Genomic DNA, 22,007 nt, shown 5'->3' on the forward strand with positions numbered 1-22,007 from the left:
AGCGTCTCCTACTTGCGGCGCAGCGACTTCGCGGCGGGTCGGTCGTTGCGGGACATGGATTCCTCGGTGCCGTACAGACCCTCACGGCGTGCAATACGTGAGGTGCGCTGCGCGGTTACCGGGCTAGTGAACATGGCAAACAGTACCAGCAAAACGAGTATTCCTAAATCCCCGCGCTCGGCTACGCTGAAGGATTCCGCGCCAGTGATGCGGATGATGGCGCCGAGGATGGTGAGGATAAGCCCTGTGGTTTGTGGCTTGCTTACCGCGTGTACACGAGACATCGTGTCCTTGAACCGAGCGATGCCGATGGCTGCGGCCAAGGTGAGGACGCTGCCGCCAATAATGAGGATGAGCGAGAGTACATCTGCAATAAAGGACCAGCTCATTGGCTATCCCTCTTCCTAAACCTAGTGACGGACACGGTGGAGATGAATCCCAGCAGCGCAATGACCAGCATGGCTGAGACCACGGTCGTATTAAGTGACCAGCACATATAGGTAGCCAGCGCGCACTGGAACATCGCGGTAAAGCCATCCATGCCCACCAAGCGGTCCAGCGAATTGGGGCCGGTGACAATACGCCAGACGGTGATGAGGAAGGAGACCACCAGCAGCGCGGCGGCCACCAGCAAAATCGCGTTATAGATCTGCGGATCCATTAGGGGTGGCTCCTTTCAAAGATGTCGATGAATGAGGCCTCAAGGTGGGCCACGGCACCGATTTCGCGCTGAATCTGGGCCTCATCGCGGGCGTCTAAGATATGGACGGTAATCATGCGGTTGGCAATGTCGATATCGGTCACCGTGCCGCCTGGCTGCAGGTTATACAGCGTTACGGCCAGGGAGAGTACGAACTCATTATCCAAGCGCATGGGCAGCTCCAAGATGGCGGTCTTGGGCACCGGCTGCGGGCGCACGGCCAGCCAGCCCACCTTGAGCGAGGCGTAGAACAACTCCCAGAACCAGCGGAGCATGAACACAATGAGCTTGCCCCAAGAGACGTCGATGCCGGTGATAGGCATGGCTGGCAGCGGCAGGGCAAAGACAATGACGACGCCGATGATAAGCCCTGCCACCAGGTTGCCCACGGTGACCTCGCCCATGAGCATGCACCACATGACTACCAGCCAGACGATGAACCACGGGCGGAAGCGGTGGCGCAGACCGGAAAAGCGCATGTTAGTCATCGCTAATATCCTTCCTCTTGGCGGCGTCCGGGGACTTTACATCCGTGGAATGCGAATCGCGGCCACCGGCTTCTGGGTCGGTGCGGGCATCTAAGTCCGGTGAGGCCGGGGGCTCCGCCTCAGGGGAGGGGTTGCGGCGATTTTCATAGGAGTCCGCGCCGCCGGTATAGCGCTCCTTCTGGTTGAGGTGGCGGGTGGGATCATCCGCGCGGTCGCCCAACACCGCGTACTGGTAGATGGACGTATCCTGCGCGGATTCGGCCGCGCGTGAGGTGATACCGGAAATCGGTCCGGCCAAGAAAGTAATGGACGTAGACGCTGCCACCAGCAGGGTAGTAGAAGCAATCATGCCAAAGGGCACCCTGCCTACATCCTGGCGGGAGGAAAATTCCACCTCATCGGTGATATCGGAAAGCGGGGCCGGGCGGGCGAGTGCTACGTTGCCTTCTGGGGCATCGGCGCGGTCGCGTTGAAAGCCCTTGGCCCACACCAGCATCATGACGTAGAGGGTCAGCAGCGAGGTGACTACGGCACCGACGATGAGTACCCACGCCATCCAGGAGCCTTCATTCGCACCGGCTTGCAGCAGGATGACCTTGCCCAAGAAACCGGAGAACGGTGGGATACCACCCAGGTTAATGGCCGGGATGAAATACAAGATTCCGATGAGCGGAGCAGAATACATTAGCGAGCCCAAGCGGCGCAGCGACGAGGTGCCGGCTTGGCGCTCAACCAGTCCGACCACAAGGAATAGCGCTGTTTGGACCAGAATGTGGTGCACGGCGTAGAAAATGGCGCCGGACAGGCCCTGGGCGGTGCCGAGGGAGACTCCGAAAATCATGTAGCCAATGTGGCTAACCAGGGTAAAGGATAAAAGGCGCTTAATATCGGACTGCGCAATCGCGCCTAGGATGCCCACCAGCATCGTGGCGAGGGCGACCCACATGAGCACGGTATCGAGCCCACCGGCGGTGAAGACCGAGGTGCGGGCGCGGATGATGGCGTAGACACCGACCTTGGTCAGCAGGCCGGCGAATACGGCCGTGACTAGCGAAGGGGCCGTGGGATAGGAGTCCGGCAGCCAGGCATCCAGCGGCACCACGGCGGCTTTAATGCCAAAGGCGATGAGCAGCGTGGCAAAGATGGCGGTACGAGTTCCTTCTGGAATATCCTGCATGCGCTGGCCGATCTGGGCCATGTTCATCGTGCCCACGGAGGAATACACATACCCCAACGCGAGCAAGAAGATCATCGACGAAGCCATGGACACCATCACGTAGCCCACGCCGGCGCGAACTCGACCGGCCGAGGCGCCTAGGGTCAACAGCACATAGGACGCCACGAGGAAGACCTCGAATCCCACGTAGAGGTTGAAGAGATCGCCGGCCAAAAAGGAGATATTAACGCCCATGGTCAGCAGCATGTAGGTGGGCAGGAATACGGCCACCGGCTCGTCCTTGGTGCCATCGCGCACGCCCTGGGAAATGGCGTACCAAATGACAGAAAACAGCACTACGGAGGAAGTAAAGAGCATGACCGCAGATAGGCGATCCGCCACGAGCGTGATGCCCACCGGGGCGTCCCAACCTCCTATCTGCAGGGTTTGGATGCCTTCAAAATCCGCGATGAGGATGAGTAAGGCATTGACCACGGCGGTAATAAGCAGTGAGAAAAATACGATCTGGCGCTGCGCATTAGGAATGCGGCCAAAAATCAATGCGAGGGCTGCGGCCACTGCGGGGATGATAATCGGCAGCGGAATGAGGTAGCCGATGTAGGGAAAGAGGACATCGACAAGCGGCTGTACGGTCTCACTCATCGTGGGCTCCCTTTACTGGTTCCTCGAAAGATACGGGACCGAAATTATCGCCTTGCTTGGTGGCGCGGCCCGTAGTCGGATCATTGGACGCATCGTGGTCCGGGCTGGCGGCCGCATTGCCGGGGCGTGCGGCCTTGGCGGCAATTGCGGTATCTTCCGCGTCATCTTCAATGACATCGTCTGTACGGTAGCGGTACTGCCGGTATGCCAAGGTGAGGATGAAAGCGGTCAACGCCATGGAAATGACGATGGCGGTCAGAATCATTGCCTGCGCCAGCGGGTCCGCAATCTCGGCGCCGAAAGGTTCCGAGTCGCGGCCATCGATAGGCGGGGAACCGGCCGAACCGCCGGACTGCAGCAAGAAGAGGTTAGCGCCATTGCCCAAAAGCAACAGTCCAAGCAGCATTTTGGTCATGGCGCGGTCCAGGAGTAGGTAGACGCCCGCGGCTACGAGCACACCGGCGGCCAAGAGGAGGAAGAGGTTGGCTTCCATTTATTTCTCCTTCCCTGTGGTGGCGGTTGTGCTTGCTGTAGCGGCTTGTTTCTTTTCCTTGCGCTGGGCCCGTTGTGCCTTTTGCTTGGCGGTGCGTTGGCGTTGCTGCCGGGCCAGCGAGCGGGCGCGATCACGGGCACGTTGCTTACGCATATCCTCTTCCTCGTCCAGCTTGGCACCCAACGAATTCAAGATATAGAGCGTGAGCCCCACGACGATGAGGTAGACACCTGCGTCAAAGACCAACGCTGAAGGCAGTGAAACCTTGCCGATGAGCGGAATCTCCGGCGAGGTGTATCCGCTGGTAAGCGGCGGGTGTCCAAAGAACATCGGGGTCACCGTGGCCAGTGCGGACAGCAAGAGACCGGTGCCCATGGTGCGGCCGGCATCAATAGGCAGGGTTTCTTCCAGCTCCGCGCGCCCACCAGCCAGGTAGCGCAAGATGAGCGCTAGCGCTGCGACGAGGCCGCCGGCAAAGCCGCCGCCAGGGGCATTGTGGCCGGCGAAGAAGAAGTAGAAGGACAGTGCGACCATGGACGGAAAGAGCACGCGCGTGGAGACATCGATCATCAGCGAGCGGTTGAGCGCCTGCTCTGATTCCACCCCGGCGGCCAGCCACCGCCGGCCGGTAACCCGCAGGGTGGGACGGCGACTTTCGCGGCCGAAGGATTGGGTGCGATAAATCAGAGAGACCACGCCCAGTGCGGCGATAATGATCACCGTGATTTCGCCAAAGGTATCCCAGGCGCGCAAGTCCACTAGCAAGACGTTGACAGCATTGGCGCCGTGTCCAATCTCTTTGGCCAGATCCGGCATGAACTCGGAGATGGGCTTAGACTGACGTGCGTTAATAGCAAACATCGCCACCACGGTGACGGTAAGGCCCGTGCCCACGGAAAGCCACGCGCGCAGGCGCCCCATCTTGGGATCCTGCTTCCACTCGGTGGAGGCCGGCATGCGGCGCAGCACCAGCATGAAAAGAACCATGACTATGGTCTCCGTCAGCAGCTGGGTAAGCGCCAAGTCCGGCGCACCGTGCAGAGCGAAGATGAAGGCGAGGGTATAGCCAGTCACCCCGACGATGATCACGGCTGATAAACGATTATCGGTTACCGTGGCGGCTACGGCGGCCACCATGATGATGAAGGCAGCGACGATCTGCCAAGGATTTTCCGCCACAATCATGCGGATATCGGTGAGATCGCCCTTGATGATCATAGCCAGTGGCAGCAGCATCAATGTGGCAAAGATAACCGTCAAGTTCAGCTGCAGGGAGCCGCGCTGCGTGGTTGCCGTCGTGCGCAGCGAGAGCTGCCGCAAAAGAGCGATGACTGAATCATAGGCGTCATCCGCATTGCCCAGCGCGGGGTAGGAGAATTGCCACTTGACCAGGACCTGGCGTTGCCAGTGCATAATAATACCGGCCACAATAATGAGTGCGGAGAGGCCCAGCGCTACCGTCAAGCCATGCCACAGGGCTAGCTCGCTATGTTCCTTCGGGCCGAAGGTGGAATTGAGGTGTTGGTCAAAGGCCGCCGAAAGCGGCTTGGGGAATACGCCAAGTACCACTGTCAGGACGGTAAGTAAGACAGGGGAGAGCCATAGCCCTAGGTTGACCGGATGCATCTTGGCGACGGCCTCTGCGGGCTCCGTTCCATTGACCTCCTTCTTGGTGGCAAAGGCACCCCACAAAAAGCGCAGCGTATAGGCCATCGTGAGGATAGAACCGAGGACATAGGCCACAAGCATCATATTGCGCGGCATGCCGGCCAAAAGTTCCTCGTGCATGGTGGCTTCCAGCACGGCCTCTTTAGCCACGAAGCCAAACAGTGGTGGGACGCCGGCCATGGAGAACCCGGAAATGATCGCAATACCGAAAAGGAAGGGTTCTTTGCGCCCCAAGCCGGATAGCTTGGTGATATCCCTCGTGCCCGAGCAGTGATCGATAGCTCCGACGACCATAAAAAGCGCCGCCTTAAATAGCGAGTGTGCAAAGGTCAGCGCGAGACCAGCCTGCATGGCTTCCCGCGAGCCTACGGCCATGATGGAGGTGATAAACCCTAGCTGGGAGACGGTGCCATAAGCCAAAATCAGCTTCAGGTCGCGCTGCTTGAGCGCCATCCAGCCGCCGAGCAGCATGGTAAATACGCCTAGGGAGATAACCACCACGTGCCAGGTGGCCACCTCATACATTGAGGGCGCCAGGCGCCCGATTAGGTAGATGCCGGCCTTAACCATCGCGGCGGAGTGGAGATAAGCGGAGACTGGAGTCGGGGCCGCCATCGCTCCGGGGAGCCAAAAGTGCGCCGGTACGATTGCGGACTTTGTCAGCGCGCCCGCCAAGATGAGCACGATGGCCACCGTGACATAGGGTGTTTGCGCAAAGTTCTCATAGGCGGAGATATCACTAAAGGTCCACGCCCCAGTTTGCCGCCCGAGCAAGATAATGCCCATGAGCATGGTTAGCCCGCCCAGAGCGGTGACCATCAGCGCCTGCTGTGCCGCGCGGCGGGAGGAGGCTCGTTCCGCATAGTAGCTAACCAAGAGATAAGACAGCAGGGAGGTAATCTCCCAGAACACGTACATGAGCAGGAAATTGTCCGCGGCCACTAGACCAAACATGGCGGTGGCAAAGCCCACCATTTGCGCCGCGAACATGGCCAGGCGGCGCCGCGTGCCGTCGAAATAGCCCCAGCAGTAGACCAATACCAACGCGCCCATGCCCAAGATGATGAGGCTAAATAGCGCGCCTAGTCCGTCCAAGCGGAGACTAAAACTCAGGTTGGCGGACGGCATCCATTCCACGGTGTGTTCGACCGCGCCGCCATCTGTGAAGGTGCCGCGCAGGAAATGCACGAGAGTCCACACGAAGCCTGCGCCGGGGACCAGTGCCAAAATTCCAAATGCCGGGCGCCCCATCCGCATGATGAGTAACGGTGCGGCCACGGTCGCGGCGATGAGAGCACCCAGAAGTAATAGCACGTTGGTTTCTGCGCTCCTTATGGTTGTGTCAAGTTCTCCTGCCCCGCTGCCGCGAACACCACAAACACCACAACTGCTGAGAGGCGAGAACATTCACGTGCCGCGCGCTGTTGAGTACGCTGCGGCGGCACGATGCAAGCAACATGGCCGAGCGCGGGGCCAACTTTCTGCCACTTTACCGGTTTTTCTACGGCTTCGAAAGGATTATTTTTATGCGCTGTATTATATGGGGCCATTTCGCGGCATAAAGAAACCCCGCACCCAGAGTGCGGGGTAAGCCGCATCAATCGTGGCGGCAGGCAGAGCCCAAGCTGGACCTAGGGTTTTAACCTTAGGCGTAGCGCTGCAAGAAGAGCGCTTCCGCGGCGGCGATGTTTTCGATCTCGGTGGGGTCGACGGACTCATTGGCCGAGTGGATGGTGCATTTTGGCTCCTCCACGCCGTAGAGGGCGATTTCCGCGTTCGGGTGAGCTTCCTGCAGCTCGGTGGTCAGCGGAATGGAGCCGCCCATGCCTTGTGCGGCAGTATCCGTGCCGTAGGCCTCGGTGAGGCACTCGCCCAGTAGGGCAGCGGCGGGCTTTTCCGGATCGGTGGAAAAACCGGCATTGGCCTCGAGCACCTCGGCCTTAACGTGGGCGCCCCATGGGGTGTGGGCGCGGAGATGGTCACAGACGGCGTCGGCAATCGCAGCGGCATCGGCGCCGGCCGGAACGCGCAGGTTGAGCTGCGCGGAAGCGGTGGCAGGTACGGCGTTGACGGCCTCTGACACCGGGGTGGAGGTAAAGCCGGTCACGGTAATGGCCGGGCGGGACCAGACCATGTTGGCCACCGGAGTGGCGCCGGCCGGGTCGTCTTCACCCATGATCTTGGTGCCCTCCAGCAGCTGCGCATCGGCACGGAAGGCTTCGGCCGGGTACTCCTGGCCGGACCACTCGGCGGTGGTATCTACGCCGTCAATAACGGTGCGGCCGTACTCATCGGACAGGGAGTCGATGGCGCGCATTAGCGCCTTGGCGGCATCCGGTGCCGCGCCGCCAAACTGGCCGGAGTGCACGGCGGAGGCCAAGGTATCGACCTGCACGCCAATCTGCGCGCCGCCACGAAGGGACGTGGTCAAGGTCGGCTGGCCCACAGCGGCGTTGCCGGCATCGGCGATGAGGATGGCGTCGGCAGCAAAAAGCTCCGGGCGATCCTTGATGAGCTGGGACAAGCCCTCGCCGCCGCGCTCCTCAGAGCCCTCGATGAGGTACTTCAGGTTCACCTTGGTGCCGCCGTTATTGTCCACCGCGCGCAGGGCGGCTAAGTGCATGGCCACATTGCCCTTGCAATCGGCGGCGCCGCGGCCGTACCAGCGGGTGGAGCCATCGGCGGCCGCGCGCTCGGTCAGGGTGAACGGATCGGATTCCCAAGCCTCGCGGTTACCGGCCGGCACCACGTCATAGTGGGAGTACAGCAGTACCGTCTTGGCGCCCTCATCGCCCTTGCGCTCACCCAAGATGGCGGTGGAGCCATCGGCCGTGGTGATGGTTTCCACGCTCACTCCAGCCTCTTCCAGTGCGGACTTAACCCACTGGCTTGCGCCCTTAGTCTGGTCTTCCAAACCTGCCTCGTCGTGGACGGAGTTAAAGGCCACGAGCTCGCTGAGCTGGCGGAAAATGGTCTCGCGATCGTTGCGAATGCTTTCATTAAGTGCAGTCATGTTCTCTACGGTACCCGCCCGCCCCAAGCTATAGAGCAACCGGAATAGGAAAACGCTGGGGTGGTGAACTAAAATTTTTTCATTCCACCCTGTGCGGATTCTGTCCGTTCGGACTCAAAGCGGGAAAGCAACCGGTACCAAACAGATAGAAACGGACGTAGCGGGCTGCAATCCGTTGTAGCCCGCTGCGTGGGTGAAATAAGAAATTTTCATAGCCGAGAATAGAAAGGACCTGGCATGGCGAACGCATCATCCGCCGCAGGTTCCAAGGCCTCCCTGCCCGAGCTGACGCTGCGCGGCATCATTATCGGTGGCCTGATTACCCTCATCTTCACCGCCGCCAACGTGTACTTAGGCCTGAAGGTGGGCCTGACCTTTGCTACCTCCATCCCGGCCGCCGTGATTTCCATGGCGGTGCTGCGCCGGTTCAAGGGCCACAACATTAAAGAAAACAACATCGTGCAGACCATCGCCTCTGCCGCAGGCACCTTGTCCGCCATCATCTTTGTCCTCCCGGGCCTGGTGATGGTGGGGTACTGGCAGGGCTTTGGCTTCGTGCAGACGGCGGGCGTGTGCATCATCGGCGGCGTGCTGGGCGTGATGTATTCCATCCCGCTGCGCCGTGCTTTGGTCACCGGCTCCGATTTGCCCTACCCGGAGGGCGTGGCCGCGGCCGAGGTCCTCAAGGTGGGTGATGAGAATGCGTCCGGCACCAGCCAAGAAGAAAACGCCAAGGGCCTGCGCGTCATCGTCGCCGGCGGCATTACCTCGGCCGTCATGGCGCTGCTGACCGCAATGAAAGCCGCCGCCTCCGAGGTCACCGCCTATTTCAAGCTCGGCGCCGGCGCGACCACCCTGGGTACCAGCCTGTCCACCGCGCTTATCGGCGTGGGCCACATGGTGGGCCTGCCGGTAGGCATTGCCATGCTGGTTGGCGTGGTGATTTCCTACTTCATTTTGCTGCCCATTTTCACCACCGGCGATATTACGGGCGCCACCGCGCTTGCCGACGTCGTCGATACCACCTTCTCCGATGACATCCGCTTCATCGGTGTGGGCACCATGGCCATTGCTGCCATTTGGACCCTGTTGAAGATCGCCGCTCCCATTGCTGTGGGCATCCGCCAGTCCCTGGCCTCCTCGCGCGCCCGCAAGTCCGGCTCCGCTGTGGACGTCACCGAGCGCGATATTCCCTTCCCCTATGTCGCCACCACCATCGTGGCGTTCATGGTGCCTATCGCGCTGCTGTTGTGGGACTTCGTGCGTGGTACCGATATTCACGACCACATGGCCGTGCTCATCACCGTCTCTGTCCTCTTTACCCTGCTGGTGGGCCTGATTATCGCCTCCGTGTGCGGCTACATGGCCGGCCTGATTGGCGCGTCTAACTCGCCAATTTCCTCCATCGGCATCATCGCCGTGCTCGCCGCCTCGCTGCTCATCGCGGCTGTCACCCGCGGCACCACTGCGGATCCTTTGTCTTTGGTGGCCTATACGCTCTTCACCGCGGCCATTGTTTTTGGCATTGCCACCATTTCCAATGACAACCTGCAGGACCTCAAGACCGGTCAGCTCGTCGGCGCTACTCCGTGGAAGCAGCAAGTAGCGCTCATCATCGGCGTGGTCTTCGGCTCCCTGGTCATCCCGCCGATTCTGCAGGTCATGCTCAATGGCTTCGGCTTCCAAGGCATGGAAAGCGCCGGTGAAGACGCCTTGGCCGCCCCGCAGGCCGCCCTGATGTCCTCCGTTGCCTCCGGCATCTTCGATAGCTCGTTGGACTGGAACCTCATCTTTATCGGTATGGCCATTGGCGCTGTCCTCATTATTATTGACGAGCTCCTGCGCAAGTTCACCGATAAGTACTCGCTGTCCCCGCTGGCCGCCGGCATGGGTATGTACCTACCAGCCGCCCTGACTATCGTCATTCCAATTGGCGCCATCTTGGGCACCTTCTATGACAAGTGGGCCGCGAAGCAATCCCACCCAGAGTTTGCCAAGCGTATGGGTACCCTCCTGGCCACCGGCCTGATCGTGGGCGAGTCCCTCTTTGGCGTGGTCAACGCCGGTATCATTGCCGCCGCTGGCGGCGAGAGCCCGCTAGAGATCTTCGAGGGTGGTGCCTCCGCCACCGTGGTGGGCGTGATCCTCTTTATTGTCGCGCTGACGTTCATCTACCGCTGGACTAAGCGCACGGTGAAGAGCTCCTAGTTTCTGATCCATTCCTTATATAATGGCGTCCCTTCGCGGGGGCGCCATTTTTTCTTGCAGTCGCGGTAGGAGAGTGCCAGAATGGTCGTTAGCACTCGCACAGTATGAGTGCCAGATAAATCTACATCGTTGTGGTTGAGGTTGGTTCACACTCACCAGCCATGCCGTCGCGGGCGTCCGCAGCGAGAAAGACGTGAGTGTCGTCCTCAATAAACCAAGGAGCACAAACACAATGGCAAAGATTATCGCTTTTGATGAAGAGGCCCGCCGCGGCCTCGAGCGCGGCCTCAACACGCTTGCCGACGCCGTCAAGGTCACCCTCGGCCCCAAGGGCCGCAACGTCGTCCTGGAAAAGTCCTGGGGTGCCCCGACCATTACCAACGACGGTGTTTCCATCGCTCGCGAAATCGAGCTCGAGGATGCTTACGAGAAGATCGGCGCTGAGCTGGTCAAGGAAGTTGCCAAGAAGACCGATGACGTCGCTGGCGACGGCACCACCACCGCAACCGTGCTGGCACAGGCTCTGGTACGCGAGGGTCTGCGCAACGTAGCCGCAGGTTCCAACCCAATGGGCATCAAGCGCGGCATCGAGACCGCAACCAAGAAGGTCGTGGACTCCCTGCTGTCTTCCGCCAAGGAAGTAGAAACCCAGGAGCAGATCGCTACCACCGCTGGCATTTCCGCTGCTGACCCGGCCATCGGCGAGAAGATCGCCGAGGCTATGTACACCGTGGGCAACGGCTCCGTAAACAAGGACTCCGTTATCACCGTGGAAGAGTCCAATACCTTCGGTGTTGACCTTGAGGTAACTGAGGGCATGCGCTTTGATAAGGGCTACATCTCCGGCTACTTCGCTACCGATATGGAGCGCCAGGAGGCCGTCCTCGAGGATCCATACATCCTGCTGGTTTCCTCCAAGATCTCCAACATCAAGGACCTGGTTCCGCTGCTGGAGAAGGTTATGCAGTCCGGCAAGCCGCTGCTCATCATCGCTGAGGACGTTGAGGGCGAGGCCCTGTCCACCCTCGTTGTGAACAAGATCCGCGGCACCTTCAAGTCCGTTGCGGTTAAGGCACCGGGCTTCGGCGACCGCCGCAAGGCCACCCTGCAGGACATGGCTATCCTCACCGGCGGCCAGGTCATCTCCGAAGAGGTCGGCCTCTCCCTCGAGACCGCCGAGCTCGAGTACCTGGGCCAGGCCCGCAAGGTTGTCGTCACCAAGGACGAGACCACCATCGTTCAGGGTGCTGGCTCCCAAGAGCAGATCGACGGCCGCATCAAGCAGATTCGTGCCGAGATCGAAAGCTCCGATTCCGACTACGACCGCGAGAAGCTGCAGGAGCGCCTGGCTAAGCTCTCCGGCGGCGTTGCCGTCCTCAAGGTCGGCGCCGCTACCGAGGTTGAGCTCAAGGAGCGCAAGCACCGCATCGAGGACGCAGTCCGCAACGCAAAGGCTGCCGTGGAAGAAGGCATCGTTGCCGGCGGCGGCGTAGCGCTGCTGCAGGCTGCTTCTGTCCTGGATTCCCTGGATGACCTCAAGGGCGACGAGGCTACCGGCGTCAAGATCGTCCGCGAGGCACTGTCTGCACCGCTGAAGCAGATTGCACACAACGCTGGCCTCGAGCCAGGCGTTGTTGCTGACAAGGTTGCCTCCCTGCCAGCAGGCGAGGGTCTTAACGCTGCTACCGGTGAGTACGTCAACCTCATGGAGGCTGGCATCAATGACCCGGTTAAGGTCACCCGCTCCGCTCTGCAGAACGCTGCATCCATTGCAGCTCTGTTCCTGACCACCGAGGCTGTCGTTGCCGACAAGCCTGAGCCGGCCGGCGCCAACAACGGTATGCCGGACGCTGACGCCATGGGCGGCATGGGATTCTAAGTCCCGAAAGGGAGGTATTAGGGCAATTTTTAGAGCCCTCTAGTCCCTTCCGAGCGCCCCGTTTCTGTGCTTTTGAGCGCATGAAGCGGGGCGCTTCGGCGTGTCTGCATCATTCTGCTTAATTGGTGCGATACAGCGGCGCCTCGTCTCTACGGGAAAGCCCTCAGAAGATGCTCGTCATAGCTGATTTCGATTTGGCCTGCGGGATAATGAACACCCCGGAACTTTATCGCGGTTGAGGGCTTAACAATTACCGCCACAGCTTTTAACACCTGAACCATGCGTCCCAGTGACCCCGTATAGGGGTAATTGAAGGGCAGAAATTTATAAAAGTTTTTCGCTCCCAGAGATGGAGTTTAAGGCCTGTCTATCGTTCGTTACACGGAAAAGCGTTACAGTGTTAAGGTTTAATTCGCCTACCTATTTGGAGCGTGGTGAAAAAGCCCAGTTCAGTGGACTTTGAGTTGGGGTAAAAAGTTTTTAATGACTGTCATAACTTATAACCCCATCCTTATCAAGTTGCCAGTGTGTCGGAACGTTCATGCGAATTTGACTTGATTTCGTCCAAACTTGTGCCAAAATAAATCATGTGACGCCCACTGAGGGTGTCTGCAAACTGCAAACCCCTCCGCGGCAAAAGCTTCGGATCTATTTCTATTTTAGGAGTTCAAATATGGATCTCTCTAACGTTATCACCCACCTCGACAACTTCGTTGACACCTGGGAAGGCTGGGGCAAGATCCTGGGCAACGTTGGTTCCTTCTTCCAGAACACCATCAATATCTTCGGCTTCCTGTCCTCCGAGCCTGAGGCATCTGACTTCTTCCCAGCCACCTCTTCCCTGATTGCTGAGAACAAGTAATTCATTCACTTCTCATCGGGGCCTTTTAGGTTCTGTTCTTCAATCTTCAAATACTAGTCCTAAGGAGATAAAATGGACGGCTTCATTGAATTCGCAACCGGTTCTTCCGCGTTCGCAAACGACCTGAACATCTACGCAACCCTGATCGATCCGCTCGTTCAGATTGCTAAGGGCGCTTCCAAGCTGCTCGGCATGTTCGCATAAGAATATCCTTCAGTTCTGAGCTTTAACGCTCGCTGAAGAAGGAAGGCCTACCGAATCGGTAGGCCTTCTTTTTGTTTTATTGCTCAATTGGGGGGCAGGGGTAACTGCGAAAATTTAGCGCGCTTGATGCCTACATTCGGGTTACACTAAATGCATGGCTGATATTAAAGACGACGACCTTCCCGAGATTGACCTGGCAAAAACTGACGGCTACGTCGTCGATGGAACCGATGAGGATGATCCTTCGCTGATCATGCCGGATGGTTCCCCGGTTCAGACTTGGCGGGAAAATTACCCCTACGATGAGCGTATGACTCGCGATGAGTACGAGTCTGTGAAGCGTGCTCTGCAGATTGAGCTGCTGAAGTGGCAGAACTGGACCAAGGAGACTGGCCAGCGCCACATCATTATCTTTGAGGGTCGCGACGCGGCCGGCAAGGGTGGCACCATTAAGCGCTTTAACGAGCACCTGAACCCGCGTGGCGCTCGCACTGTCGCTCTGGAGAAGCCGTCGCCGCGTGAGTCCACCTCCTGGTACTTCCAGCGCTATATTGAACACTTCCCGGCCGGTGGCGAGATCGTCTTCTTTGACCGCTCTTGGTACAACCGCTCCGGTGTGGAGCGCGTTATGGGCTTTTGTACCGAAAGCCAGCACGCGGAGTTCCTCCGTGAGGTTCCGATGCTGGAGAACATGATTCTTGGCTCGGGAATCTCTCTGACCAAGCTGTGGTTCTCTGTTACCCGTAAGGAGCAGCGCACCCGCTTCGCTATCCGCCAGATCGACCCGGTGCGCCAGTGGAAGCTGTCCCCGATGGACTTGGCTTCGCTGGATAAGTGGGATGACTACACCCGCGCAAAGGAAGAGCAGTTCCGCTACACGGATACGGAAGAGTCGCCGTGGATCACCATTAAGTCCAACGACAAAAAGCGCGCCCGTATTAACGCCATGCGCTATGTGCTGTCCAAGTTCGAGTACACGAACAAGGACCACGAGCTAGTGGGCGAGGTCGATGAGAACATCGTCAAGCGTGGTCGCGACCAGATTGGTGACTAGGTTGAGCTAAATTAGCCGCCCTTTAGGCGGGGAACTCGGTAAGCCCGGGTTTCCCGCTTTTTGTTTTAGGGGTACCAAAAGGGGGTAAATAGGGAGGAATAGTTTCGCGGAAATTAGGGGATTTTAATGGGCTATTTCCGTGCGGTTATGTTACGGAACCGTAGGTAACATTGTCGAAAACTATTTGTGGTATCCGTCTCAGGATATTTAGCATTACTGTTATCTCAATCTCATCTAACGCAAAGATATGACCTACAGCACCACGAGGAGACAGTGATGATGAAGAAGCACGTAACCGCTTGCCTGACGGCGGCAGCAGTACTGGCGGCACCAGTCGCGGTATCTGGCACGCTCACAGCAGGGGCAATCGCTCAGGAAGCCCCGGCGCCTGCGCCCGCGGCAGACCAGAAACCAGATGTATTGGGGCGCCCAACTGTCTCGGAAATGCAGGTATCCGATGAGGAAGGCTACTTCGACAGCGCTCACGGCCAGGGCGTGAAGATCTACTACCGCAAGCAGAAGGTGGCCAACCCACGCGGTGCGGTGGTTCTTGCGCACGGTGTCTCTGAACACTCGGGGCGATATGATTACGTCGCCAAGCGCCTGCTGGATGCGGGCTACAACGTCTACCGTGTAGACCACCGCGGGCACGGAAAGTCCGCGGGCGGCAGCGTGCCACTGGGGCACATCGATAACTTCCAGTACATCCTGGATGATTTCGACCATGTGGTGGACATGGCCACGGAAGAAAATCAGGGAGTAAAGACCTTCCTGCTGGGCCACTCGATGGGCTCGCTGACCGTGGAGGCCTATGGCATCCGCGAGCCGGGCAAGGTTGATGGCATCATCACCAACGGTGGCGGGGCGCCGCTGAACCTTTCGGGCAGGAATGTGGCCGGAAAGAATATCACCCCGGATGATATTTCGGAGACCCAGAAGAAGCTGGATCCCACCATCTTTGAGCGCCTGCCGCTGGCCCAACTCACCAGCTTTAATGCGCACTATGCGCAGAACCTGATTCCGCACCGCACCGAAATCGGCGCACAATCGCCGGAGTGGAGCAAGAACATCAAGCTTTCTAACCCATTCACGGATGGGGTCTCCACCAGCCAGGCGGTCAAGGACGAGTATGCTTCGAGCCCGCTCATCGCACAGAAGACCAGCGCCGGTACCGCCCTGCAGCTGGCGGCAATCGCGAATTATGATGCCGTCAATGCGGATCTCTTCACCGCACCGACGCTCATCATGCACGGCACCAAGGATGGCATCGTGCCGCCGTATTTCTCCCAGGATTGGTACAACTCCATCTCTTCCGAAGACGTGGAGTATGTGACCTGGGAAGGTCAGAAGCACGAGGTCTTCAATGAGCCGGCTGCCGATCAGGCCCTCGACACCGTCGTGGACTGGCTGGACCGCCACGCCTAAATCCACGCGGGACACAAAGCGAGAACTCTTGGCAGGCATGCAGTGCTTGCCAAGAGTTTACGTATATGTAACCGCCTCGTTGCCCAGATCAGATAGATATTGAATTATGAAAAATAAACTCTGTGCTTTCTCATCTGTCCTGGCGCTCACCGGAATGGTAGGCGCGCCCGTTGCGGCGGCCCAGTCCTCGCTTCCAGGTTCCTCCTTTGGTTCTTCTTTGGGGTCATCGTTGGGCTCTTCCTGGGGGTCTTCCCAGGGCTCGTCCGAGGGTTCCTCCGCTGGGGACGAGGCGCAGCCGGGGGAAGGCGCTGAGTCGCGGGTGCTGTGGCAGGAAAGCTTCGACGGGGTGGATACCCCGGCATGGTTTACCCACCGCGCGCCGGAGGGGTGGAGCACGGATGTGCAGGGCGTGGACTCGGGCGAGTCCCGCTGGAAGGGCTGGACCTTTGGCGATATGCGCCACTGGACCTGGGCATCTGGTACCGATATGCGCCATTATTTCACCCAGGCGCATGACACTTTCGCCATCATCGACAACAAGCAGCAGCGTTTGGCTGAGGGCGATTCCATGACCGCGGGTCTACAGAGCCCGGCCATCCCGGTGGCGGGGCAGGAGCGAGTGAATGTGGAATTCGACCACCATTACCGCCAGGGTAAGGCCGGGCAAAATGCCACGGTGACGGTCTCCTTCGATGGTGGGGAAGCTCAGGAAATCGCCGCCTTTGATAAGGATGTCTTCTCCAAGCACGAGTCCATCGGCGTGGACGTGCCGGCCGGCGCGAAGACAATGCAGGTCAGCTTCAGCTACAACAACGGCAATGATGACTGGTGGTGGGCGGTGGATAACGTGGGCGTCGTCAAGCCGCTCGGTGAGCTTCAAGGCTCGCCGCAGGCTACCGTGGACGTGCTTTCCGACGTCCAGGGCGACCCCCAAGACTACAAAGACGCGGTCCGCCAGTTGAACGGTATGGAGGATAAGGCCGGGGCGCTGGTGCTCAACGGCGACCTCGTGGACGATGGCTCGCAGCAGCAGTGGGATGATTTCTTGGCCGCGCACAGTGAGGTGCCGCACGATTCGGGCAAGGAATTGTGGACCATCGGCAACCACGAAATGTATGGCAAGGAAGGCTCTAAGACCTACCTGGATCGCTTCCTGAAGTACTCCGGCCAGGACAAGCCGTGGAAGGAAGAAGTGGTGGATGGGGTGCCGCTGATTTCGGTAAATACCGAGTTTTATTCCGATATTCTGCGCCACGGCAAGGAGCCGTTCCAGCGCCTTAGCAAGGAGCAGCTCGATTGGCTAGATGAGCGCCTAGCGTATTGGGATGCTAAGGGCACACCGGCGCTAGTCTTCAGCCATCCGCTGCTGCCGCAGACCGTATCGATGTCCCATTCGGCGTGGTACCAGAATGACTTTGAGGACCTCGAGGCGCTTTCCAATGTGGTCAATAAGTACAACAACATCGTGTGGTTTAGCAGCCACAGCCATTCCTCGCTGCACCAAAATAACTGGTGGGGAACCCGCCGCTACGACGGCACCGGCGAGGCCGGCCGCACCGGTTTCCCGGTGGTCAACACCGGTGCCATCCTCAATGAGTACCTGCCGGATGGCGATAATGACGAGACAATCGTCAAGGAAAAAGAAGAGGCCTCCACTGGACTGCGGGTCAAGGTCTTTGCTGACCGCGTCCGGGTGGAGGCCTGGGACTTTAAGTCCGGCGAGATGATTAAGTATCAGGACTTCGCGCGGTAGGGCGCAGTTTCCTGCCGGCGGCCTAGCGTTTCCAGGGCTCGATGGGGTTGCCCTGCCACACGGCGTTGGTGGGCACGCGGTCGCCGCGCATGACCAGTGAGCCGGGACCCACGGTAGAAGCCTTGCCAATGAGCGAGGCCGGCAGTGCCACTGAATGGGAGGCCAGTGTAGATCCGGCCTCTACGGTGACGGTATCTAGGCTCATCACCCGGTCCTGGAAAAGGTGGGTTTGCACCACCGTGCCAGGGCCCACGGTGGCGGCCTCACCGACGCGGATGAGGTCCGTTTCCGGGAACCAGTAGGAATCGATCCACGCACCGCGGCCGATTTCCACGCCGAGGGCGCGCAGCCCCAGGTTGATCTCGCCGGAGCCGTAGGTGTGCTGGAAGAACCACGGCGCGGCGACGACCTCCACGAAGGTATCCTGCAGCTCATTGAGCCAGACAAAAGCGGACCACAGCGGGTGGTCGGCCGCGCGGTGCTTGCCCACGCAGATCCACTTCACAGCGACGGTAACGGCCATGGCCACCGCACCCATGCCCATGAGCACGAGGCCGGAGAGGAGCCAGGTGAGGGGGAAGCCGAGGGCGTCGAGAAGCGAGTCGTAGACGCTGAGGGTTGCCGCGAGCAGCATGGCAGAATACATCGGTGCCAAAAGGCGCATGGTTTCCACCACACCGCGGGCGGCCTTGACGGCAAAGCCCGGGTTATAGGTCAGCGCCTCGCCCGAGTTGGCGGGGGAGTCCACCTCTACGGTCACGCGGCGCATGCGCTCTGGCGGTGCACCCCACCAGTTGGCGCCGGCCTTTGTCTTCTTCGGGGTAGAAGAAAGCACGGCAACCAGCGAGTTCTTGGATAGCTTGCGGCCGGGTGCGGTGATGCCGGAGTTGCCCACGAAGGAGCGCTTGCCCACCTTGGTCTCGCCGGTGCGCATCCAGCCGCCGCCGAGCTCGTAGCCGCCGATCATGGTGTCATCGGCCAGGAAGGCGCCCTCTTTGACCTCGGTAAGCTTGGGGATCATGACCGCGGTGGAGATTTCCACGTTGGCGCCAATCTCCGCGCCGAGCGAGCGCAGCCACGCTGGGGTCAGCTGGGAGGCATAGAGCGGGAAGAGCTTGGTGCGAGCCTCGTCCATGAGGCGCTCGATGGCCCACAGGCGCCAGCCCTTGGCCGAGCGCACGGGTGCTACGCCCGGGCTAATGCCCAGCGAGAGAATGCGCACGCCCAGCCAGGTCTGCAGCATATAGGTGGCAAAGGCCGCCAGCGCGCCAACGGGCGCGAAGAAGATCGCACCGACAAAGCTATCGCCGCCCGTGGAATGCACGAGGGCCAAGACGATGGCCGCGCCTACCGCCAGCGCTACAACCGGTTGGATGGCCAGCAGGACGGAGGTGGCGTCATAAATGGCCACCCACCACGGCCGGCGCTTGGGCGTATGGGATGGGAAGCGGTGCTTGGAGCGACCCACCTTTTGGGCAGGCGAGCCGGACCAACGCTGGCTGTCCTTGATCTTCTTGCGGCCGGTAACGGTGGAACCGGCCTCCACGTGGGCATACTTGCCCACCACGGTGCCAGGCAGCAGCGTGGAGCGCGCGCCCACGCGAGCGCCTTCCTTGACGTCGATGGCACCCACATGCAGGATATCGCCGTCCAGCCAGTAGCCGGAGAGGTCCACCTCAGGCTCGATGGCGGCGTGTTTGCCCAAGGTGAGCAGACCGGTCACCGGCGGCAGGGAGTGCAGGTCCACGCCGCGCTTGACCTTGACGCCGAGCGCGCGGGCGTAGTTATTCACGCGCGTGGCACCGGCCAGGGAGCTCGCGCCGGAGGCATTAGCCCAGCGCTCGGCCGCCCAGATGCGCAGGTGCGTCGAACCGCCGCGCGGGTAATCGCCCGGCTTAATTCCGGCCGTAATAAGACGCGCACCGTAGCCGCCAATGGGGATGCGGCCGACGGGGGTGACAAAGACGATGAGCATAGCGATGACCAGCCACCACGGATAGGCCGCGGCCCACTCAAAGCCCAGCGATGCCGCCACGGTGGAACCCAGCATGAGCCAGGCCAGCCAGCTGGAGGCGGCCAGTGTCATGACGGGAATCTGAATCAGGGTCTGGGCGAGGCGGGTGCCGAAGCCGACCTTGGCGACCTCGCGCATGGGGGCATCGGCAGCCGCGGGGCGCGGTTCGGCTCCTGCAATGAGCTCGGCCAGCGAGCCCAAGCGCGGGTGGTCGTAGAGGTCGCGCACGGCCACGGTGGGGTAGCGCTCCCTGATATGGCCCACGAGGGTCGCGGCCGCCAACGAGGTGCCGCCGAGCGAGAAAAAGTCGGCGTTCTCGTCTTCCACGGACACGCCGAGCGTTTCGACCCACAGCTCCGCGAGCCACTTCTCGGTCTCGGTCAGCGTGGTCGATTCCACGCCCACTCCCGGCAGCGGCCACGGAAGGGCCTTCTTATCTACCTTGCCGGAGGTACGCACCGGCAGTTCTTCCATGACGCAGATGCGCGGGACGAGTGCGGCCGGCATGGTTTCGGCCAAGCGGGCGTGCGCGGCCTCGTGATCGAAGCCCTTGGCCTCATCCTCGAGGGAAACGTAGCCCACCAGGACGGATTCGCCGCCGGGGGTCTTTTGCACGGCCACGGCCGAGTTATAGACGTTATCCAGGGCCGCGACATTGGCTTCGACCTCACCGAGCTCGATGCGGCGCCCGCCAATTTTCACCTGGTCATCCACGCGGCCGACGAAGTACAGCCCATCTTCTTCCAGGCGCACGTGGTCACCGGTGCGATACGCACGCTGCCAGCCCATCGACTCCAGCGGGGCGTACTTCTCCGCGTCCTTGGCCGGATCCAGGTAGGACGCCAGTCCCACGCCGCCGATCACTAGCTCGCCGACGCCGCCTAATTCCACAGGCATGCCTTGCTTATCGACGACCACCAGGTCCCACCCATTCAACGGCAAGCCAATGGACACCGGCCGGCCCGGCAGCATTTGCTGCGCACAGGCGACGACGGTGGCCTCGGTGGGGCCGTAGGTATTCCACATCTCGCGGTCCTCGGTGGCCAGGCGGTCCACCAACTCCTGCGAGCAGGCCTCGCCGCCGACGATGAGCAGGCGGATATTATCCAGCGCCTCGGCCGGCCACAGGCCCGCCAAGGTAGGCACGGTGGACACGACGGTGATATCGCGGCGGATGAGCCACGGGCCCAAGTCCATGCCGGAGCGCACCAGAGATCGCGGCGCCGGGACCAAGCAGCCACCGTGGCCCCAGGCCAGCCACATTTCCTCGCAGGAGGCATCGAAGGCGACGGACAGCCCGGCGAGCACACGATCCTCTGGGCCGAGCGGCCCGTGCGGGTGATTGACCAAAAAGAGGCTGGCCTCGGCGTCCACGAAGGCGGCCGCGGAACGGTGGCTTACGGCCACGCCCTTCGGCTTGCCGGTGGAACCGGAGGTGAAGATGATCCACGCAGTGTCTTCTGGGTGCGGAGCATTGGGGTTCTCGGCCGGCTCCTCGGCGGACCTGTCGGGGGCGTCCGAGCGCGCGGAGTCGCGCAGGAAGCGGAAGCCTTCATCGGTAAAGACGCCATCGATATCAGCCTCGCCGAAGACCATCTCGGCGCGCTCGTCTGGGTCATCGGCGTCGACAGGCACGTAGGCCGCGCCCGCCGCCAGGGTCGCCAAAATGGCGAGGTAGAGCTCGCGCTTGCCGGAGGTCATCCGAATGCCGATGCGATCGCCCCGGCGCACGCCATTGGCGTGCAGCTCGGTGGCCCACAGCTCGACTTCGTGGATGAGCTCGGAGTAGGTGATGATTTCGCCGTCGTCCAGCGCGGCGGCATCTGGGTGCATCTCCGCGGTGGTGGTGATGATGTCCCACAGCGTGCGGGGCCGCGGCGCCGCACTACCTAGAAGGTACTGCTGCAGGACGAGCGATTCGGGGCCCGCCATTTATGCCTCGTCCTCGTCCGCGGCAATGATGGACTTGGCCAACTTTCGCAGGTGCTTGAGCTGCTTATTGGTGGACTCATCCAAGGCCTCGTCCTCGGCAGTGGCAACAAGCTCCGCCAGGTCCTTGTGGACCTTCGCGCCCTTCTTGGTGGACGCGACGATCTGGCGGCGGCGATCCTTCGGATCGCGCTCGCGCTTGGCCCAGCCGCGGTCTTCGAGGGCGTCGATAAGACGCACCATGTCAGAGGCATCAATGGCCAGGGTCTCGGAGAGGTAGGACTGCGACGCGGCATCCGCGTCTACTAGGCAGGTAAGGACCCAGTACTCGCGCAGCGTCGTCTGCTTGGTCTGCAGGGCGGCCTCGACGCCATCGCGGGTGCGGCGGCGGAGGCGCTCCAGCTGGAACGACGGGGATTCGAGCAGGGCAGTTGGGATTACAGAATTATTCGTGGAAGCCATACCATCATAATAATCCCAAAAGATTGGTTAAGGCCA

At 60.5% G+C, this 22,007-nt stretch carries 16 protein-coding genes; 7 read left to right on the forward strand and 9 right to left on the reverse strand.

Translation table 11 applies throughout. The features are described 5' to 3' along the window. Positions 1–8: 8 nt before the first annotated feature. The 7 genes from I6J28_RS03915 to I6J28_RS03945 form a co-directional block, all read right to left on the reverse strand. Complete coding sequence (locus tag I6J28_RS03915; protein WP_179387013.1) at positions 9–389, reverse strand: monovalent cation/H(+) antiporter subunit G; 381 nt, start codon at positions 387–389, stop codon at positions 9–11. Next, entirely contained in the window at positions 386–661 is a 276-nt protein-coding gene (locus I6J28_RS03920; protein ID WP_005325614.1) for a monovalent cation/H+ antiporter complex subunit F, read from the reverse strand. Before I6J28_RS03920 ends, I6J28_RS03915 begins: the two co-directional genes overlap by 4 nt. Beyond that, positions 661–1,188 (reverse strand): Na+/H+ antiporter subunit E, encoded by a 528-nt coding sequence (locus I6J28_RS03925; RefSeq protein WP_204610922.1) that lies wholly within the window; start codon positions 1,186–1,188, stop codon positions 661–663. Before I6J28_RS03925 ends, I6J28_RS03920 begins: the two co-directional genes overlap by 1 nt. Continuing rightward, the gene (locus tag I6J28_RS03930; protein ID WP_204610924.1) at positions 1,181–3,007 is read right to left on the reverse strand and encodes a Na+/H+ antiporter subunit D; all 1,827 of its coding nucleotides are present in this window, start codon (positions 3,005–3,007) and stop codon (positions 1,181–1,183) included. Before I6J28_RS03930 ends, I6J28_RS03925 begins: the two co-directional genes overlap by 8 nt. After that, positions 3,000–3,500 (reverse strand): Na(+)/H(+) antiporter subunit C, encoded by a 501-nt coding sequence (locus tag I6J28_RS03935; RefSeq protein ID WP_204610925.1) that lies wholly within the window; start codon positions 3,498–3,500, stop codon positions 3,000–3,002. Before I6J28_RS03935 ends, I6J28_RS03930 begins: the two co-directional genes overlap by 8 nt. Further along, positions 3,501–6,482 carry a Na+/H+ antiporter subunit A gene (locus I6J28_RS03940; RefSeq protein WP_204610926.1) on the reverse strand — a complete coding sequence of 994 codons (2,982 nt, stop codon included), beginning with the start codon at positions 6,480–6,482 and terminating at the stop codon, positions 3,501–3,503. It lies immediately after the preceding gene. 331 nt (positions 6,483–6,813) lie between these two features. Next, positions 6,814–8,181, reverse strand: a complete 1,368-nt coding sequence (locus tag I6J28_RS03945) for a dipeptidase (protein ID WP_204610927.1) — start codon at positions 8,179–8,181, stop codon at positions 6,814–6,816. Positions 8,182–8,418: 237 nt separating this feature from the next. Here I6J28_RS03945 and I6J28_RS03950 point away from each other — a divergent pair, with 237 nt between their 5' ends. From I6J28_RS03950 to I6J28_RS03975, 7 genes are all read left to right on the forward strand, one after another. Further along, the gene (locus I6J28_RS03950; protein ID WP_204610928.1) at positions 8,419–10,389 is read left to right on the forward strand and encodes an OPT family oligopeptide transporter; all 1,971 of its coding nucleotides are present in this window, start codon (positions 8,419–8,421) and stop codon (positions 10,387–10,389) included. Positions 10,390–10,621: 232 nt separating this feature from the next. After that, positions 10,622–12,268, forward strand: a complete 1,647-nt coding sequence (gene groL / locus I6J28_RS03955) for a chaperonin GroEL (RefSeq protein WP_086588229.1) — start codon at positions 10,622–10,624, stop codon at positions 12,266–12,268. A gap of 673 nt (positions 12,269–12,941) precedes the next feature. Beyond that, positions 12,942–13,130 carry a hypothetical protein gene (locus I6J28_RS03960; RefSeq protein ID WP_204610929.1) on the forward strand — a complete coding sequence of 63 codons (189 nt, stop codon included), beginning with the start codon at positions 12,942–12,944 and terminating at the stop codon, positions 13,128–13,130. A 72-nt stretch (positions 13,131–13,202) separates the two neighbouring features. Continuing rightward, positions 13,203–13,334 (forward strand): hypothetical protein, encoded by a 132-nt coding sequence (locus tag I6J28_RS11890; RefSeq protein ID WP_275431222.1) that lies wholly within the window; start codon positions 13,203–13,205, stop codon positions 13,332–13,334. 154 nt (positions 13,335–13,488) lie between these two features. Then, on the forward strand, positions 13,489–14,388 hold the full coding sequence (ppk2, locus tag I6J28_RS03965; protein ID WP_023019951.1) for a polyphosphate kinase 2: 900 nt from the start codon (positions 13,489–13,491) through the stop codon (positions 14,386–14,388). A gap of 276 nt (positions 14,389–14,664) precedes the next feature. Next, positions 14,665–15,813: an alpha/beta hydrolase gene (locus tag I6J28_RS03970; RefSeq protein WP_204610930.1), complete on the forward strand. Its 1,149-nt coding sequence runs from the start codon at positions 14,665–14,667 to the stop codon at positions 15,811–15,813. Positions 15,814–15,919: 106 nt separating this feature from the next. After that, positions 15,920–17,566 carry a metallophosphoesterase family protein gene (locus I6J28_RS03975; protein WP_204610932.1) on the forward strand — a complete coding sequence of 549 codons (1,647 nt, stop codon included), beginning with the start codon at positions 15,920–15,922 and terminating at the stop codon, positions 17,564–17,566. Between the two features lie 22 nt (positions 17,567–17,588). Here I6J28_RS03975 and I6J28_RS03980 read toward each other — a convergent pair whose 3' ends face one another. Together I6J28_RS03980 and I6J28_RS03985 are read right to left on the reverse strand one after the other, a co-directional pair. Next, positions 17,589–21,512 (reverse strand): Pls/PosA family non-ribosomal peptide synthetase, encoded by a 3,924-nt coding sequence (locus I6J28_RS03980; protein ID WP_204610933.1) that lies wholly within the window; start codon positions 21,510–21,512, stop codon positions 17,589–17,591. Further along, positions 21,513–21,971 (reverse strand): MarR family winged helix-turn-helix transcriptional regulator, encoded by a 459-nt coding sequence (locus tag I6J28_RS03985; protein WP_005325642.1) that lies wholly within the window; start codon positions 21,969–21,971, stop codon positions 21,513–21,515. Positions 21,972–22,007 lie beyond the last annotated feature (36 nt).

Origin of the sequence: Corynebacterium tuberculostearicum (genome assembly GCF_016894265.1) — a bacterium.
In the GTDB taxonomy this organism is placed as follows: domain Bacteria; phylum Actinomycetota; class Actinomycetes; order Mycobacteriales; family Mycobacteriaceae; genus Corynebacterium; species Corynebacterium tuberculostearicum_D.

Coding starts and splice junctions, on each gene's coding strand:
- I6J28_RS03915 (WP_179387013.1), bottom strand. CDS start 389: ATGAGCTGGTCCTTTATTGCAGATGTACTCTCGCTCATCCTCATTATT.
- I6J28_RS11890 (WP_275431222.1), top strand. CDS start 13,203: ATGGACGGCTTCATTGAATTCGCAACCGGTTCTTCCGCGTTCGCAAAC.
- I6J28_RS03970 (WP_204610930.1), top strand. CDS start 14,665: ATGATGAAGAAGCACGTAACCGCTTGCCTGACGGCGGCAGCAGTACTG.
- I6J28_RS03985 (WP_005325642.1), bottom strand. CDS start 21,971: ATGGCTTCCACGAATAATTCTGTAATCCCAACTGCCCTGCTCGAATCC.
- groL (WP_086588229.1), top strand. CDS start 10,622: ATGGCAAAGATTATCGCTTTTGATGAAGAGGCCCGCCGCGGCCTCGAG.
- I6J28_RS03925 (WP_204610922.1), bottom strand. CDS start 1,188: ATGACTAACATGCGCTTTTCCGGTCTGCGCCACCGCTTCCGCCCGTGG.
- I6J28_RS03930 (WP_204610924.1), bottom strand. CDS start 3,007: ATGAGTGAGACCGTACAGCCGCTTGTCGATGTCCTCTTTCCCTACATC.
- I6J28_RS03935 (WP_204610925.1), bottom strand. CDS start 3,500: ATGGAAGCCAACCTCTTCCTCCTCTTGGCCGCCGGTGTGCTCGTAGCC.
- I6J28_RS03920 (WP_005325614.1), bottom strand. CDS start 661: ATGGATCCGCAGATCTATAACGCGATTTTGCTGGTGGCCGCCGCGCTG.
- I6J28_RS03975 (WP_204610932.1), top strand. CDS start 15,920: ATGAAAAATAAACTCTGTGCTTTCTCATCTGTCCTGGCGCTCACCGGA.
- ppk2 (WP_023019951.1), top strand. CDS start 13,489: ATGGCTGATATTAAAGACGACGACCTTCCCGAGATTGACCTGGCAAAA.
- I6J28_RS03945 (WP_204610927.1), bottom strand. CDS start 8,181: ATGACTGCACTTAATGAAAGCATTCGCAACGATCGCGAGACCATTTTC.
- I6J28_RS03950 (WP_204610928.1), top strand. CDS start 8,419: ATGGCGAACGCATCATCCGCCGCAGGTTCCAAGGCCTCCCTGCCCGAG.
- I6J28_RS03960 (WP_204610929.1), top strand. CDS start 12,942: ATGGATCTCTCTAACGTTATCACCCACCTCGACAACTTCGTTGACACC.
- I6J28_RS03980 (WP_204610933.1), bottom strand. CDS start 21,512: ATGGCGGGCCCCGAATCGCTCGTCCTGCAGCAGTACCTTCTAGGTAGT.